Below are 15,384 nucleotides of genomic sequence, written 5' to 3' on the forward strand. Positions count from 1 at the left end.
GGGTCGGCGGCGTCCGCAAGCGTGCTCGACGAGATCCTGGCCGGCGTCCGCGAGGACGTGGCGCGGCGACAGGAGCAGGTTCCGCTGGAGCGGATCCGGGAGTTGGCCGCGGCCGCGCCGCCGCCGATGGACGCGTACGCGGCCCTGCGCCGGCCGGGCGTGGCCGTGATCGCCGAGGTCAAGCGCTCCTCGCCATCCAAGGGGCGGCTGGCGGAGATCGCCGACCCGGCCGACCTGGCCGGTGAGTACGCCGCCGGGGGTGCCCGGGCGATCAGCGTGCTCACCGAGGGGCGCTGGTTCGGCGGATCGCTGGACGACCTGGCCGCCGTGCGGGCCGCGGTGCGGATCCCGGTGCTCCGGAAGGACTTCGTGGTCTCCAGCTACCAGGTGCACGAGGCGCGGGCCCACGGCGCCGACCTGGTGCTGCTGATCGTCGCCGCGCTGGAGCAGAACGCCCTCGTCGGGCTGCTGGAGCGGATCGAGTCGCTCGGCATGACCGCGCTGGTCGAGGTGCACACCGAGGAGGAGGCCGACCGGGCCCTGGAGGCCGGCGCGCAGGTGATCGGGGTCAACGCCCGTGACCTGCGTACCCTGGAGGTCGACCGCTCGGTGTTCGAGCGGATCGCGCCCGGCCTGCCGAGCAGCGTCGTCAAGATCGCCGAGTCCGGTGTGCGCGGCCCGCACGACCTCATCCGGTACGCCTCGGCGGGCGCCGACGCGGTCCTGGTCGGCGAGGGCCTGGTCACCAAGAAGAGCCCCCGCGAGGCGGTCGCCGAGCTGGTCAACGCCGGCAACCACCCGGCCACGCCCCGCCCGGTGCGCTGACCCGCGCCGGGTCCCGAGACGCAGCGAGAGGACACCCGCGATGAGCGCAGACGCCGCGGCCCCCGCCGGCCAACTCCCCGACGCCGCCGGTCACTTCGGCCGGTTCGGCGGCCGGTTCGTCCCCGAGGCGCTGGTCGCGGCGCTGGACGAGCTCGACGCGGCCTACCGCAAGGCGATGACCGACGAGGCCTTCCTCGCCGAGTTCGACGCCCTGCTGCGCGACTACGCCGGCACCCCCTCGCTGCTCTACGAGGCCCGGCGGTTCTCCGCGCGGGCCGGGGCGCGGATCCTGCTGAAGCGGGAGGACCTCAACCACACCGGCGCGCACAAGGTGCGCAACGTGCTCGGCCAGGCGCTGCTCACCAAGCGGATGGGCAAGCGGCGGGTGATCGCCGAGACCGGCGCCGGCCAGCACGGTGTCGCCACCGCCACCGCCGCCGCCCTGTTCGACCTCGAGTGCGTGGTCTACATGGGCGAGGTGGACACCGAGCGGCAGGCGCTCAACGTGGCCCGGATGCGGATGCTCGGCGCCACCGTCGTCCCGGTCACCACCGGCTCGCGGACCCTCAAGGACGCGATGAACGAGGCGATGCGGGACTGGGTGGCCAACGTCGACACCACCCACTACCTGATCGGCACCGCCGCCGGCCCGCACCCGTTCCCGGAGATGGTCCGGGACTTCGTGCGCGGCATCGGCGAGGAGGCCCGCGGGCAGTGCCTCGACCTGACCGGCGCGCTGCCGGACGCGGTCGCGGCCTGCGTGGGGGGTGGCTCCAACGCGCTCGGCATCTTTCACGCCTTCGTCCCGGACGCCGGGGTACGGCTGTACGGCTTCGAGGCCGGCGGCGAGGGCGTCGAGACCGGCCGGCACGCGGCCAGCATCACCGGCGGCTCCTCGGGCGTGCTGCACGGCACCCGTACGTACGTGCTGCAGAACGAGGACGGTCAGACGATCGAGTCGCACTCGATCTCGGCCGGCCTCGACTATCCCGGGGTCGGGCCGGAGCACGCCTGGTTGCACGACAGCGGGCGGGCGACGTACCTGCCGGTGAACGACGACGAGGCGATGGCCGCGTTCGAGCTGCTCTGCCGCACCGAGGGGATCATCCCGGCGATCGAGAGCTCGCACGCCCTCGCCGGCGTCCTCAAGATCGCCCCGCGGCTCGCCGCCGAGCTGGGCCGGGAGCCGGTCATCGTGGTCAACCTCTCCGGTCGGGGTGACAAGGACGTGCACACCGCCGGCGGGTACTTCGGCATCCTCGACAAGGAGCAGTGAGATCGTGAGCCGGATCGGGGTCGCCTTCGACAAGGCCCGCGCCGACGGGCGGGCCGTGCTGGTCGGCTGCATGCCGGCCGGGTTCCCGACCGTCGAGGGCAGCATCGCCGCGATGACGGCGATGGTCGAGGCGGGCGTGGACGTCATCGAGGTGGAGATCCCGTACTCCGACCCGGTGATGGACGGCCCGGTCATCCAGAAGGCCAGCGACATCGCCCTGGCCGGCGGCGTACGGACCGCGGACACGCTGCGCATCATCGAGGCGGTCGCGGCGACCGGCGCACAGGTCGTCACCATGACCTACTGGAACCCGATCGAGCAGTACGGCGTGGACGCCTTCGCCCGCGACCTGGCCGCCGCCGGGGGCACCGGCCTGATCACCCCGGACCTGATCCCCGACGAGGCCGACGAGTGGCTGGCCGCCTCCGACGCGTACGGCCTGGACCGGACGTTCCTGGTCTCCCCGTCGTCCACCGACGCGCGGCTGCGGATGACCGTCGAGCACTGCCGCGGCTTCGTCTACGCCACCGCGATCATGGGCGTCACCGGGGCCCGGGCGCAGACCTCCGCGGCGGCCCCGATCCTGGTCTCCCGGCTGCGGGAGGTGACCGACCTGCCGGTCGGCGTCGGCCTCGGCGTGGGCACCGGCATGCAGGCCGGCACCGTCGCCGGGTACGCCGACGGCGTCATCGTCGGCAGCGCCCTCGTCCGCTGCGTGTTGGACGCCCCGGACCAGGCCGCCGGCCTGTCCGCCCTGCGCACGCTGAGCGCCGAACTCGCCGAGGGCGTCCGCAACCCGGTCCGCTGAGGCCGGTTCGCCGTTGGTCGCCCGCCGTCCGCCCGTGGGCCGGGATCCGGCTGTCCTCGGCCGTGGGCCGGGCTGTCCTCGGCGATGGGCCGGCGTCCGGCCGCCGGGCGGAGGCGGTTCGGGAGGCACGCCCTCAGTGCCGGGCGAGCGGACTGCCGTCCGGTTCACCCCGAGGCCCGGGTGCCACCGGTCCGGCATGGTCTGGCCCCGGCGGAGCCTCGCGTAGCACGCCGGAGCGGCCCGCGAGGGCGTCGGCGAGGGCGGCCCGGGTGGTCGGGGTCAGCGCCTCCGGGAGCGCGTCCGGCGGGTGCCAGTCGAGGTGGCAGCCCGCCGCCGGGGTGGCGACCGGACCGTCGGCGCGTACCCGGGCGCGGAAGACGTGGACCAGCACGCCCGGCAGCACGCCGCAGCGGCCGGCCGGGGGCGGCGGAGCGTCCGGGACGCCGAGCCGGTAGAGCCCGACCAGGTCGATGAGGTCGACCTCCCGGCCGGTCTCCGCGCGGATCTCGCGGACGGCGGCCTGCGGCGGGCTCTCGTCGTGGCGCAGCCGCCCGCCGGGCAGTGCCCACCGCCGGCCGGCGCCGGCCTGCCGGCAGAGCAGCACCCGGCCGGCCTGGTCGACGACGACCGCGGCGACCGCCCAGCGGAGCGCGCTCATGGACAAAGAGCGTACGACGGTGCAAACCAGAAGTCATCCCGTCGGCGAACCCGACCGGACCGGGGTGCCGCCAGCACGGTCCGCACAGGTACCGTGTGCACCCGTGACCCTCGCCCCGATGACCCCACTGGCGGCCCTGCCCAGCCCCAGCACCGCCGTCTGGCAGCTCGGACCGGTTCCGATCCGGGCGTACGCGCTCTGCATCATCCTCGGCATCGTGCTGTCCTGCGTGGTGACCGAGTACCGGCTCCGGCAGCGCGGCGTCGCCCCCGGCGCGGTGCTCGACCTCGCGGTCTGGGCGGTGCCGGCCGGCATCGTCGGCGCGCGGATCTACCACGTGATCACATCGCCGGAGAAGTACTTCGGTGCGCACGGCGACTGGATCAAGGTGTTCTACATCTGGGAGGGCGGCCTCGGCATCTGGGGAGCCGTCGCCGGCGGCGCGGTCGGCGCCTGGTTCGGGGCCCGGCAGCTCGGCATCCCGCTCACCGTGGTGGCCGAGGCGCTGGCCCCCGGCCTGCCGCTGGGCCAGGCGGTGGGTCGCCTCGGCAACTGGTTCAACAACGAGCTCTACGGCGGCCCCACCAGCCTGCCGTGGGGCCTGCAGGTGCACGTGATGGACCCGGACAACCCCGGGCACGCGTTGCGCGACGACGCGGGCAACCCGGTCCTGCAGCCCGGGCTCTACCACCCGACCTTCCTCTACGAGGCGCTCTGGGACGTCGGCGTCGCCGTCCTGGTCTACCTTCTCGACCGCAAGCTGCGCTTCGGCCGTGGCCGCGCCTTCGCGCTCTACGTGATGGGCTACACCGCCGGCCGGTTCTGGATCGAGCTGATGCGCACCGACGAGGCCAACCACATCCTGGGCCTGCGGGTCAACGTGTGGACCTCGCTGCTGGTCTTCCTCGGCGCCCTGGCCTACTTCGTGCGGGTCCGCGGGCCCCGGGAGTACCTGGTCCCGGTAGGGCTCCCGGCCGCCCCGGTCCCGCCCGCCGGCGGCGACCTGTCCCAGGTCGACCTCGCCGCCCGGGAGGCCGGCCCGCAGGCGGTCGCCCCCGAGGGCTACCGGGTGGTGACCGAGGAGCAGTTCCGCGCGTACCGGGAGACCGGAGTGGTCCCCGACGAGGAGCCGGCGCCCACCGACGCCGCCGGTGCGCCGACGGAGGCGGCCGGGACGCCGAACGGGGTGGACGCCGAAGCGGGCGCGGAGGGTGCGGCCGACGGCGGCCGCGCGCCGGCCGGCGACCGGGACGCCGGGGCCGCGGCCGACGAGGACGCCGCGACGCCGCGCGACGCGGACCGGGCCGGCGCCACGGGCGCCCGCCCCGCCGACCGGGACAGCTGAGCGGGGGAACCATGCGTACCGCGGTGGTGGTCGGCGCCGGCCTCGGCGGGCTGGCGGTGGCCGGCGTGCTGGCCCGCTCCGGCTGGCGGGTCACCCTCCTGGAACGGGCCGACCGGGTCCGCCCGGAGCCGACCGCCGTCGTGCTCTGGCCCAACGGGGTACGCGCGCTGCGCGCCCTGGGGCTCGGCGCCGGCCTGGACGCCATCGCCACCCCGCTGCCCGACGGCGGGGTACGCCGCCCGGACGGGCACTGGCTGGTGCAGCCCCGCCCCACCCCGGCCGAGCGGATGCCGGTCGTGGTGCACCGGGAGGACCTGCACGACGCGCTCATCGCCGGGCTGGGTGACCAGGTCGAGCTGCGTACCGGGGTGACCGTGCGGACCGTACGCGCGGTCGCCGGGGAGCGCCCGGCGGTGGGCCACGGCCGGCACACGGTCGAGGCCGACCTGGTGGTCGCCGCCGACGGCATCGACAGCGAGATCCGCCGACAGCTCGCCCCCGAGGCCCAGGTGGTCAGCTCCGGGTGCGCCGCCTGGCGGGCGGTGATCCCCTGGTACCGGGTGCCCCGGCTCGCCGCCGAGCAGCAGGTGGGTGGCGAGATCCTCGGCGCCGGCTACCGCTTCGTGGCCGCCTCGCTCGGCGAGCGGGGCGCGGCCGGCGGGTCCAGCCGGGGCGGCGTCTACTGGGTGGCCACCGCGGCCGGCGCGCCCCGCCCGGAGCCGCCGGAGACCCAGCTCGCCCTGCTCAAGCGCTGGTACGCGGACTGGCCCGCGCCGATCGCCGAGCTGCTCGACGCCACCGACCCGACGGACCTGGTGCAGCAGGAGATCCGCGAGCTGCGGCCGCTGCCCCGGTCGTACGGCTTCCCGGCCGGCCCCGGTGGGGTGGTGCTCCTCGGTGACGCCGCGCACGCCATGCCGCCGCACCTCGGCCAGGGGGCCTGCCTCGCCTTCGAGGACGCGGCCACCCTCGCCGCGCTGCTGCGCGAGTCCCGCCTCCCCGACGCGGTGGCCGCGTACGACCGGCTGCGTCGGCCCCGCGCGGCGACGATGGTGCGGCAGACCCGCCGGATGTCGGCGGTGCTGCAGACCCGGGGCCGGCTGGCGCTGCGCGCCCGCGACGCCGCGCTCGGCACGATCAGCCCCCGGCTGCGCAGCACCGCGGCGGCGGCCGCCGCGTCCTGGCAGCCGCCCGCCTGACCCGACAGGTACGAGTCAGATGACGGCGGCGGGCTCGGCGATGCAGGCGGTGCCGACCCGGCGGAACCCGACCCGCAGGTAGACCCGGGCGATCTCCTCGCTGCCGGCGGAGAGGAAGATCAGGTCGGTGCCGGCGGCACGCAGTTCGCGGGCGAGGGCGGCGGTCACCGCCGCGCCGAGGCCCCGGCGGCGGGAAGCCGGCAGGGTGGCGACCCCGGCGACCTCCGCGACGTCGTCGACCCGCATCGCCATCCCGCTGGCCAGCGCCCCGTCCACCGGCGTGTCGGCGAGCACCGAGATGCGCCGGCCGTCGGCGATCCGGGCGGCCTCCTCCTCCAGCGCCGCCACGTCCAGCCGGGCGACCGCGGCGTCCCGCTCGGCCGGGCCGGCGTCGCCCCGCGCGGTGCCGCCGTTCGAGAAACCGACCGAGGCGACGGCCCGGCGGACCGCCACGTCGGCCGCGAAGCCGGGATCCGCCGGGTCGAGGACCCGCACCGGTACGTCGCTGAGCGTCGCCGGTTCGGGCAACCGCTCCGGGTCCAGCACCATCAGCGGCGCCTCCAGCACGGACAGCCCCGCCGAGCGGGCCACCGCGAGCAGGTCCGGGGTCAGCTCGTGCACCCACTCGAACGCCTCCGGCAGCCCCAGCTCCCGTTGCCGGGCCCGGACCGCGGTCACGTCCGCCAGCGAGGCCGGCTCGGTGGCGCCCGGCCGGGGCCGGGCGTAGAACGGCCAACCGGCACCGTCCCGGACGAACAGCACCAGCGAACCGTATTCCTCCGCACGGGCCGCATCCCGGGGCACCGCGTCGTAGAACCGCTCCAACCGGTCGAGCACGTCAGCGCGTACGACATCCACCGCGCGAGACTACACGTCCCAGATTCTGGAAGTGTGATCAATCTGAACTGGCCTTGCGCCCGACGCCCTAACGTAGACTCAATAAAACCCAGTAGGGCCGACGTCGTCCCGACCATGATCCAACCTGAGTGACGACAGGAGGCCCGGTGGCCTTTCCGTACCCTCTCAGCCCGCAACCGGCCCCGCAGGCGACGGGGCTGTACGACCCCGCGCACGAGCACGACGCGTGCGGCGTGGCGTTCGTGGCCGACCTGCACGGGCGCCGATCGCACGAGGTCGTCGCGAACGGCCTCGCGGCGCTCTGCCGGCTGGACCACCGCGGTGCCCGGGGCGCGGAGCACAACACCGGCGACGGCGCCGGCATCATGATCCAGGTGCCGGACGCGTTCCTCCGGGAGGTCGTCGACTTCCCGCTGCCGCCCGCCGGCCAGTACGCCACCGGCCTGGTCTTCCTCCCCGACGACGACGCGGCCGAGTCCCGCGCCCGTCAGGTGGTGGAGAAGTACGCGCTGGTCGAGGGCGCGGACGTGCTCGGCTGGCGGGACGTCCGCACCGACCCGAGCGGCCTCGGCGAGACCGCCCTCGCGGCGATGCCCCGGGTCCGGCAGCTCTTCCTCGCCGCGCACCGGCTCACCGACTCGCCGGCCGGCCCGGCCGGCTCCCCGCTGACCGGGCTCGACCTGGACCGGGTGGCGTTCTGCCTGCGCAAGCAGGTCGAGCGGGAGACGGCCGAGCGGGGCGTGCCGGCCTACTTCCCGTCGCTGTCCGGCCGGACGATGGTCTGGAAGGGCATGCTCACCCCGGACCAGCTCCCGGCGTTCTACCCGGAGCTGACCGACGACCGGGTGGTCAGCGCGATCGCCCTGGTGCACTCCCGCTTCTCGACCAACACCTTCCCCTCCTGGCCGCTGGCCCACCCCTACCGCTTCATCGCGCACAACGGTGAGATCAACACGATCCGCGGCAACCGCAACTGGATGCAGGCCCGCGAGGCGCTCCTGCGCAGCCCGAACGTGCCCGGCAACATCCGCCGGGTCTTCCCGGTCTGCACCCCCGCCGCCTCCGACTCGGCCAACTTCGACGAGGTCCTCGAACTGCTGCACCTGGCCGGGCGGAGCCTGCCGCACGCGGTGCTCATGATGATCCCCGAGGCCTGGGAGAACGACCCGCAGATGCGGGCCGACAAGCGCGCCTTCTACCGCTTCCACGCCAGCCTCATGGAGCCCTGGGACGGGCCGGCCTCGGTGGCCTTCACCGACGGCGAGATCGTCGGCGCCGTGCTCGACCGCAACGGGCTGCGTCCCGGCCGCTGGTGGCGTACCGCCGACGGCCTGGTGGTGCTGGGCAGCGAGGCGGGCGTGCTCGACCTCGACGCGGCCACCGTGGTGGCCAAGGGCCGCCTCCAGCCCGGGAAGATGTTCCTGGTCGACACGGTCAACGGCCGGATCGTCTCCGATGACGAGATCAAGACTGAGCTGGCCGCCGCCCAGCCGTACCAGGAGTGGCTGCACGCCGGCCTGATCGAGCTGGACGAGCTGCCCCCGCGCGAGCACATCGTCTACACCCACGACTCGGTCCGCCGCCGGCAGCAGACCTTCGGCTACACCGAGGAGGAGCTGAAGATCCTGCTCGCCCCGATGGCCCGCAGCGGCGCGGAACCGATCGGCTCGATGGGCACCGACACCCCGATCGCCCCGCTGTCCACCCGGCCGCGGCTGCTCTACGACTACTTCCACCAGCTCTTCGCCCAGGTCACCAACCCGCCGCTGGACGCCATCCGAGAGGAGCTGGTGACCAGCCTGGCGGCCACCATCGGGCCGGAGGGCAACCTGCTCGACCCGGGCCCGGCGAGCTGCCGGCAGATCGTGCTGCCCTACCCGGTGATCGACAACGACGAGCTGGCCAAGATCCTCTCCATCGACGAGGACGGCGACCTGCCCGGCTTCAAGGCGGTCCGGGTCTCCGGGCTCTACCGGGTCCGCGACGGCGGCGCCGGCATCAAGGCCCGGCTCACCGAGATCTGCCGGCACGTCTCCGAGGCCATCGAGGACGGCGTACGGATCCTGGTGCTCTCCGACCGGGACTCCAACGCCGACCTGGCCCCGATCCCGTCGCTGCTGCTCACCGCCGCGGTGCACCAGCACCTGGTCCGCGAGCAGACGCGTACCCAGGTGGCGCTGATCGTCGAGTCCGGCGACTGCCGCGAGGTGCACCACGCGGCCGTGCTGATCGGGTACGGCGCGGCGGCGGTCAACCCGTACCTGGCCTTCGAGTCGGTGGAGGACATGATCTCCACGGGCGGGCTGGCCGGTGTCGACCCGGAGAAGGCGGTCCGCAACTACGTCAAGGCGCTCGGCAAGGGCGTCCTGAAGATCATGTCCAAGATGGGCATCTCGACGGTCTCCTCGTACTGCGGCGCGCAGGTCTTCGAGGCGGTCGGCCTGGACACCCGCCTGGTCGAGCGGTATTTCCGGGGCACCCCGAGCACCATCGGCGGGATCGGCCTGGCCGAGATCCACGCCGAGGTCGCCGCCCGGCACGCCCTGGCCTGGCCGGCCCCGGGCGCGCGGCCCACCGACCGGCTGGAGGTCGGCGGCGAGTACCAGTGGCGCCGCGAGGGTGAGCTGCACCTGTTCAACCCGGAGACGGTCTTCCTGCTCCAGCACGCCACCCGCAGCCGCCAGTACGACGTCTTCCGGCAGTACACCGCGAAGGTCGACGAGCTGGCCGCCAAGGCGGGCTCGCTGCGCGGCCTGTTCACCCTGCGTGCCGGCGTACGCCCGCCGGTGCCGCTGGACGAGGTGGAGCCGGCCGGCGAGATCGTCAAGCGGTTCGCCACCGGCGCCATGTCGTACGGGTCGATCTCGGCGGAGGCGCACGAGACCCTGGCCATCGCGATGAACCGCCTCGGCGGCAAGTCCAACACCGGCGAGGGCGGCGAGGACGTCGAGCGGCTGCACGACCCGGCCCGCCGCTCGGCGGTCAAGCAGATCGCCAGCGGCCGGTTCGGGGTGACCAGCGAATACCTGGTCAACGCCGACGACCTGCAGATCAAGATGGCCCAGGGCGCCAAGCCCGGCGAGGGCGGCCAGCTGCCCGGCAACAAGGTCTGGCCGTGGATCGCCCGGACCCGGCACGCCACCCCCGGCGTCGGCCTGATCTCCCCGCCGCCGCACCACGACATCTACTCGATCGAGGACCTGGCCCAGCTCGTCCACGACCTGAAGTGCGTCAACCCGGCCGCCCGGGTGCACGTCAAGCTGGTCAGCGAGGTCGGCGTGGGCACCGTCGCGGCGGGCGTCGCCAAGCTCAAGGCCGACGTCATCCTGATCTCCGGCCACGACGGCGGCACCGGCGCGTCTCCCCTCAACTCGCTCAAGCACGCCGGCACCCCGTGGGAGCTGGGCCTGGCCGAGGCGCAGCAGACGCTGCTGCTCAACAAGCTCCGCGACCGGGTCACCGTGCAGGTCGACGGCCAGCTCAAGACCGGCCGGGACGTGCTGATCGCGGCGCTGCTCGGCGCCGAGGAGTTCGGCTTCGCCACCGCCCCGCTGATCGTCGAGGGCTGCGTGATGATGCGGGTCTGCCACCTGGACACCTGTCCGGTCGGCATCGCCACCCAGAACCCGGTGCTGCGCGAGCGCTTCACCGGCAAGCCGGAGTTCGTGGAGAACTTCTTCCTCTTCCTCGCCGAGGAGGTCCGGAGCTACCTCGCCGAGCTGGGCTTCCGCAGCATCGAGGAGGCGATCGGGCACACCGAGCTGCTCGACGTCACCCCGGCGATCGACCACTGGAAGGGCCACGGGCTCGACCTCGGCCGGGTGCTGCACCTGCCGGAGCTGCCCGAGGGTGCGGCGCGGCGCGGGATCCGGCCGCAGGACCACGGCCTCGAACTCGCCCTGGACAACCAGCTCATCACGATGGCCGAGCCCGCGCTGCGGGACGGTAGCCCGGTGCGGATCGAGCTGACCGTCCGCAACGAGCATCGCAGCGTCGGTGCGATGCTCGGCGGCGAGGTGACCCGCCGGTTCGGCGGCGCCGGCCTGCCCACCGACACCGTCGAGATCCTGCTGCACGGCACCGCCGGCCAGTCCTTCGGCGCGTTCCTGCCGCGCGGGGTCACCCTGCGCCTGGTGGGGGACGCCAACGACTACGTCGGCAAGGGCCTCTCCGGCGGCCGGATCGTCGTCCGCCCGGACGAGGCCGCGCCGTTCGTCGGCGACGCGGCCGGGCCGGGGGAGCGGGCCGAGGACCAGATCATCGCCGGCAATACGATCCTCTACGGCGCGACTGGCGGCGAGGTGTTCCTGCGCGGCCGGGTCGGCGAGCGGTTCGCGGTGCGCAACTCCGGGGCGGTGGCCGTCGTGGAGGGCGTCGGCGACCACGGCTGCGAGTACATGACCGGCGGCACGGTGGTGGTGCTCGGCCCGACCGGACGCAACTTCGCCGCCGGCATGTCTGGGGGCACCGCGTTCGTGCACAAGCTGGACCGGCAGCTGGTCAACGCCGAGCTGGTCGACCTGTCGCCGCTGCGCGACGAGGAGCGGGACCGACTGCACGAGCTGGTGCAGCGGCACTTCGCCGAGACCGACTCCGCGGTCGCCGAGGAGCTGCTCAAGCGCTGGCCGGAGGCGGTGGAGGAGTTCACCGCCGTGGTGCCCCGGGACTACCGCCGGGTGCTGGAGATCATGCGGGCCGCCGAAGCCGCCGGCCACGACGTCGACGACGCGGTGATGAGCGCCCTCACGGCGCCGTCCGCCGCGCCGGTGCCGCCCGCCCCGCGGGCGGTCGCCCAGGAGGTGGCTCGTGCCTGACCCGAACGGTTTCCTGCGCTATGACCGGCGGCTGCCCGCCCGCCGGCCGGTGCCCGTGCGGATCATGGACTGGCGGGAGGTGTACCCGCCGGCCGGCGAGGAGCTGATCCGCGAGCAGGCCACCCGGTGCATGGACTGCGGCATCCCGTTCTGCCACGACGGCTGCCCGCTGGGCAACCGCATCCCGGACTGGAACGACCTGGTCCGTACCGGCAACTGGGACGCCGCGGTGGAGTCGCTGCACGCCACCAACAACTTCCCAGAGTTCACCGGCCGGCTCTGCCCGGCACCCTGCGAGGCGGCCTGCGTGCTCGGCCTCGGCGGGCAGCAGCCGGTCACCATCAAGCAGGTCGAGGTGGAGATCGCCGACGCGGCGGTGGCCCGCGGCGGGCTGCGCCCCCGGCCGGCCCCGGCACCCACCGGGAAGTCCGTCGCCGTGGTCGGCTCCGGCCCCGCCGGGCTGGCGGCCGCGCAGCAACTCGCCCGCGCCGGGCACGGCGTCACCGTGTACGAGCGGGACGACGCGATCGGCGGCCTGCTCCGGTACGGCATCCCGGACTTCAAGCTGGAGAAGCAGCACATCGACCGGCGGGTGGCCCAGCTCGCCGCCGAGGGGGTGCGCTTCCGCACCGGGGTGAACGTCGGCGTCGACGTGACCGCCGAGCAGCTGCGCGCCGAGCACGACGCGGTGCTGCTCGCCTGCGGCGCGCTGCAGGGCCGGGACACCCCGGAGACTCCGGGCCGGGCGCTGCGCGGCGTACACCAGGCGATGGCGCACCTGGTCGCGGCGAACAGGGTGGTCGCCGCGGCGGGCGAGGGGCGACCCGCGCTGGCCGCCCTTGCGGACGGCACGCCGATCGACGCGGCCGGCAGGCACGTGGTGATCATCGGCGGTGGCGACACCGCCGCCGACTGCCTCGGCGTGGCCCACCGGCAGGGCGCGGCCGGCGTCCACCAGCTCGACCTCTACCCGGAGCCCCCGGCCGGCCGGGACGCCGCCCGCGACCCGTGGCCCACCTGGCCGTGGGTCCTGCGCAACTACCCGGCGCACGAGGAGGGCGGCGAGCGGGTCTTCGCCGTGGCGGTGCAGGAGTTCGTCGACGACGGCACCGGCCAGGTCAAGGCGGTGCGGATCGCCGAGGTGACCGTGGAGAAGCGGGACGGCCGGCGGATCGTCACCGTGCTGCCCGGCTCCGAGCGGGAACTCCCGGCGGACTTGGTGCTGCTGGCCATCGGCTTCGACGGCACCGAGGAGCAGCCGCTGCTGACCCAGCTCGGCGTGAGCCGCAACGGGCGGGGCGCGGTCGACGCCCGCCCCGACTGGCAGACCGGGACCGACGGAGTCTTCGTCGCCGGGGACATGCACCGGGGCGCGTCGCTGATCGTCTGGGCGATCGCCGAGGGGCGGGCCGCCGCCGCGGCCATCCACTCCTACCTCGACGGGGTGGGCACACTGCCCGCGCCGGTCGACCCGGCCCGACAGCCCCTGGCCGCCGGCTGACCCGTCCGGCCCGACGGCACCCCGGTCCGTCCCGGACCGGGGTGCCGTCGTTCCCGGTCCGGTTCGTGCCCGAGCCGCCCCGGACGCCCGACCTCCCCGGTGAACCCAATCACCAACTGTCGTCAGGACGTTTGACCGCCGCCAGACTTGTCGGCTGGCCGGACCGCAGGGGTCCGGCTTTGTCTTTGTCACCGTCTGGACGGGGAGGTTGTCGTGGCTCTCGGCGCCACGTTCGCCGCGCTACGCCACCGGAACTACCGGATCTGGGCCGGCGCCGGTTTCGTATCGGTCATCGGGACCTGGATGCAGGTCCTCGGGGTCAACTGGTACGTCATGTCGGAGACCGGCTCGGCGACCTCCATGGGTCTCACCGTCCTGCTCCAGGCGCTACCCACCCTGGTGCTCTCCGTCTGGGGCGGTGCGCTGGCCGACCGGCTGCCGGCCAAGCCGCTGCTGATCGTCGCGCAGGCGGCCCACGCGGCCCTCGCGGCCGGGCTGGCCGTGGTCGCCGTCACCGGCGCCGGCGGGCTACCGGCGATCTACGCGATCTCCCTGGTCACCGGCGCGGTCTCGGCGATCGAGGGGCCGGTGATGGGCCGCTGGTCCTCGACCCTGGTCGACCGGGAGAGCCTCGGCAACGCCCTCGCGCTCGGCTCGCTCACCAACTCCGCCGGCCGGATCCTCGGCATGAGCCTGGGCGCCGTCGTGGCCGCCGTCGTCGGACCGGCGCTGCTCTTCGCGACCAACGCCGCCAGCTTCGTCGCGGTCGTCGTCGCCCTGTTCGCCGTACGCGAGGGGGAGCGGCACACCGGCGAGCTGGAGTCGTCGGAGGCCGAGGCGGCCCCGGCGGACGGCGGCATCCGGGCCGGCTTCCGTTACCTGCTGCGCCAGCCGGTGGTGCTGGTCGCCCTGGCGTTGTCGTTCGTGCTCGGCAGCCTGGGCCGCAACTACCAGGTGACCATGGCGGCGATGAGCGAGGGGCCGCTGCGCGGTGGCGCCTCCGGCTACGGCTTCCTCTCCACCGTCTTCGCCGTCGGCACGGTGCTCGGCGCGCTGGCCGCGGCCCGCCGCCGCGAGCTGGGCTACGCGGTCCTGGTCGGCGCCGGCCTGCTCGCCAGCGCCCTGCAGGTCGTGGCCGGCCTGGCCCCGGGCACGCTGAGCTTCGCCGCGGTGATCCTGCCGGTGGCGGCCGCCGCGGTGGTCATCGACACCACGGTCGGCACCCGGGCCCAGCTGGACACCGACTACGCCATGCGGGGCCGGGTGCTGGCCGCCATCGCGGTCACCGGCTCGGTCTCCGCCGCCGTCGGCGCGCCGCTGCTCGGCTGGCTCTCCGAGACCGCCGGCCCCCGGCAGACCCTGGTGCTGGCCGGCACGGTCACCGCGGTGGCCACCGCCGTGGCCGGGGTGACCCTGGACCGGCTGCGCGAGCGCCGGCTCACCCGCGTGCTGGCCGGACCCGTCGTGCTGCCCGTTCGCCGGGCCGCCGCCACGGCCGCCCGGGTGGTCCGCCCGGCCGGCCTGGGCCTCGGCGCCGCGCGCCATGCCGCGATGCTCCGCCCGGTGGGGCTGGCTGGCACGGCCCCGGCCCGCTCCGTGGCCCTCCCGGCGGCGCGGTCCCGGGTGTCGTCGGCCCTGTCGGGCGTCGCCGTGGCGGCCCGGCCGGGCCTCCCCACAGCGGTGCCGGCCGGCGGGGCTCCGGCGCTGCCGGCCGGTGGTCCGTCCATCGGGCTGACCGGCGGATCTCCGGCGGGCGCCCATCCCGGCACGCCGCGTCCCGGCCGTGGCCGGCTCCGCTCCAGCCGGGGCGCCCGCGCGGCCCAGGACTGTGCGGCCTGCGCGTCCCACAGCTTCAGTCGCCGCTCTCGACTGACCCTTGCCCCCCGACCGGTCGCGGCGCATCGGGATGGTTGCCCCGTCGCCTGACGGTTGTGCCGCCGTGCGGCTGGTTGCCCTCCGTGCAGCGGGTCGTGCTGCCGGGTGGCAGGTTGTGCCGCCGTGCCGTGGTCGCGTTGCCGGCTTGGCGGCCGGGCGGACCACGGACCTTCACCAAGCGGCACGGTGGGCTGACGCGGCCGGGGCCCGCTCCGAGGGTGGAGG

General features: G+C 74.9%; 10 protein-coding genes. 8 read left to right on the plus strand and 2 right to left on the minus strand.

All coding sequences use genetic code 11. The features are described from left to right. Window positions 1-21: 21 nt before the first annotated feature. Genes trpC through trpA form a run of 3 tightly spaced genes read left to right on the plus strand, consistent with a single transcriptional unit; the run spans window position 22 to window position 2,909 of the window. On the plus strand, window positions 22-825 hold the full coding sequence (trpC, locus tag ACZ6S5_RS14705) for an indole-3-glycerol phosphate synthase TrpC (protein ID WP_466000678.1): 804 nt from the start codon (window positions 22-24) through the stop codon (window positions 823-825). 40 nt (window positions 826-865) lie between these two features. Beyond that, the gene (gene trpB, locus ACZ6S5_RS14710; RefSeq protein ID WP_466000636.1) at window positions 866-2,101 is read left to right on the plus strand and encodes a tryptophan synthase subunit beta; all 1,236 of its coding nucleotides are present in this window, start codon (window positions 866-868) and stop codon (window positions 2,099-2,101) included. Between the two features lie 4 nt (window positions 2,102-2,105). Further along, window positions 2,106-2,909 carry a tryptophan synthase subunit alpha gene (gene trpA, locus ACZ6S5_RS14715; RefSeq protein WP_466000637.1) on the plus strand — a complete coding sequence of 268 codons (804 nt, stop codon included), beginning with the start codon at window positions 2,106-2,108 and terminating at the stop codon, window positions 2,907-2,909. A 133-nt stretch (window positions 2,910-3,042) separates the two neighbouring features. Here trpA and ACZ6S5_RS14720 read toward each other — a convergent pair whose 3' ends face one another. Further along, a complete protein-coding gene (locus ACZ6S5_RS14720; RefSeq protein WP_466000638.1) occupies window positions 3,043-3,567 on the minus strand; it encodes an NUDIX hydrolase in 525 nt (174 codons plus the stop codon). Between the two features lie 103 nt (window positions 3,568-3,670). Here ACZ6S5_RS14720 and lgt point away from each other — a divergent pair, with 103 nt between their 5' ends. After that, on the plus strand, window positions 3,671-4,912 hold the full coding sequence (gene lgt, locus ACZ6S5_RS14725; protein ID WP_466000639.1) for a prolipoprotein diacylglyceryl transferase: 1,242 nt from the start codon (window positions 3,671-3,673) through the stop codon (window positions 4,910-4,912). Window positions 4,913-4,923: 11 nt separating this feature from the next. Continuing rightward, the gene (locus ACZ6S5_RS14730) at window positions 4,924-6,111 is read left to right on the plus strand and encodes an FAD-dependent oxidoreductase (RefSeq protein WP_466000640.1); all 1,188 of its coding nucleotides are present in this window, start codon (window positions 4,924-4,926) and stop codon (window positions 6,109-6,111) included. Between the two features lie 15 nt (window positions 6,112-6,126). On the opposite strand, the gene ACZ6S5_RS14735 is transcribed toward ACZ6S5_RS14730, so the two are convergent. Next, complete coding sequence (locus ACZ6S5_RS14735) at window positions 6,127-6,969, minus strand: GNAT family N-acetyltransferase (RefSeq protein WP_466000641.1); 843 nt, start codon at window positions 6,967-6,969, stop codon at window positions 6,127-6,129. Window positions 6,970-7,115: 146 nt separating this feature from the next. On the opposite strand from ACZ6S5_RS14735, the gene gltB reads away from it, so the two are divergent. From gltB to ACZ6S5_RS14750, 3 genes are all read left to right on the plus strand, one after another. Continuing rightward, window positions 7,116-11,783, plus strand: coding sequence for a glutamate synthase large subunit (gene gltB / locus ACZ6S5_RS14740; protein WP_466000642.1), 4,668 nt, complete (start codon window positions 7,116-7,118; stop codon window positions 11,781-11,783). Beyond that, window positions 11,776-13,284 carry a glutamate synthase subunit beta gene (locus ACZ6S5_RS14745; protein WP_466000643.1) on the plus strand — a complete coding sequence of 503 codons (1,509 nt, stop codon included), beginning with the start codon at window positions 11,776-11,778 and terminating at the stop codon, window positions 13,282-13,284. Before gltB ends, ACZ6S5_RS14745 begins: the two co-directional genes overlap by 8 nt. Before the next feature lie 213 nt (window positions 13,285-13,497). Beyond that, window positions 13,498-15,210, plus strand: a complete 1,713-nt coding sequence (locus ACZ6S5_RS14750; RefSeq protein ID WP_466000644.1) for an MFS transporter — start codon at window positions 13,498-13,500, stop codon at window positions 15,208-15,210. Window positions 15,211-15,384: the final 174 nt, after the last annotated feature.

Source organism: Micromonospora sp. NPDC051924, assembly GCF_055586005.1.

Excerpts from the sequence above, each read along its gene's own strand:
- ACZ6S5_RS14720 (WP_466000638.1), bottom strand. The coding sequence starts at position 3,567 with ATGAGCGCGCTCCGCTGGGCGGTCGCCGCGGTCGTCGTCGACCAGGCC.
- ACZ6S5_RS14730 (WP_466000640.1), top strand. The coding sequence starts at position 4,924 with ATGCGTACCGCGGTGGTGGTCGGCGCCGGCCTCGGCGGGCTGGCGGTG.
- trpB (WP_466000636.1), top strand. The coding sequence starts at position 866 with ATGAGCGCAGACGCCGCGGCCCCCGCCGGCCAACTCCCCGACGCCGCC.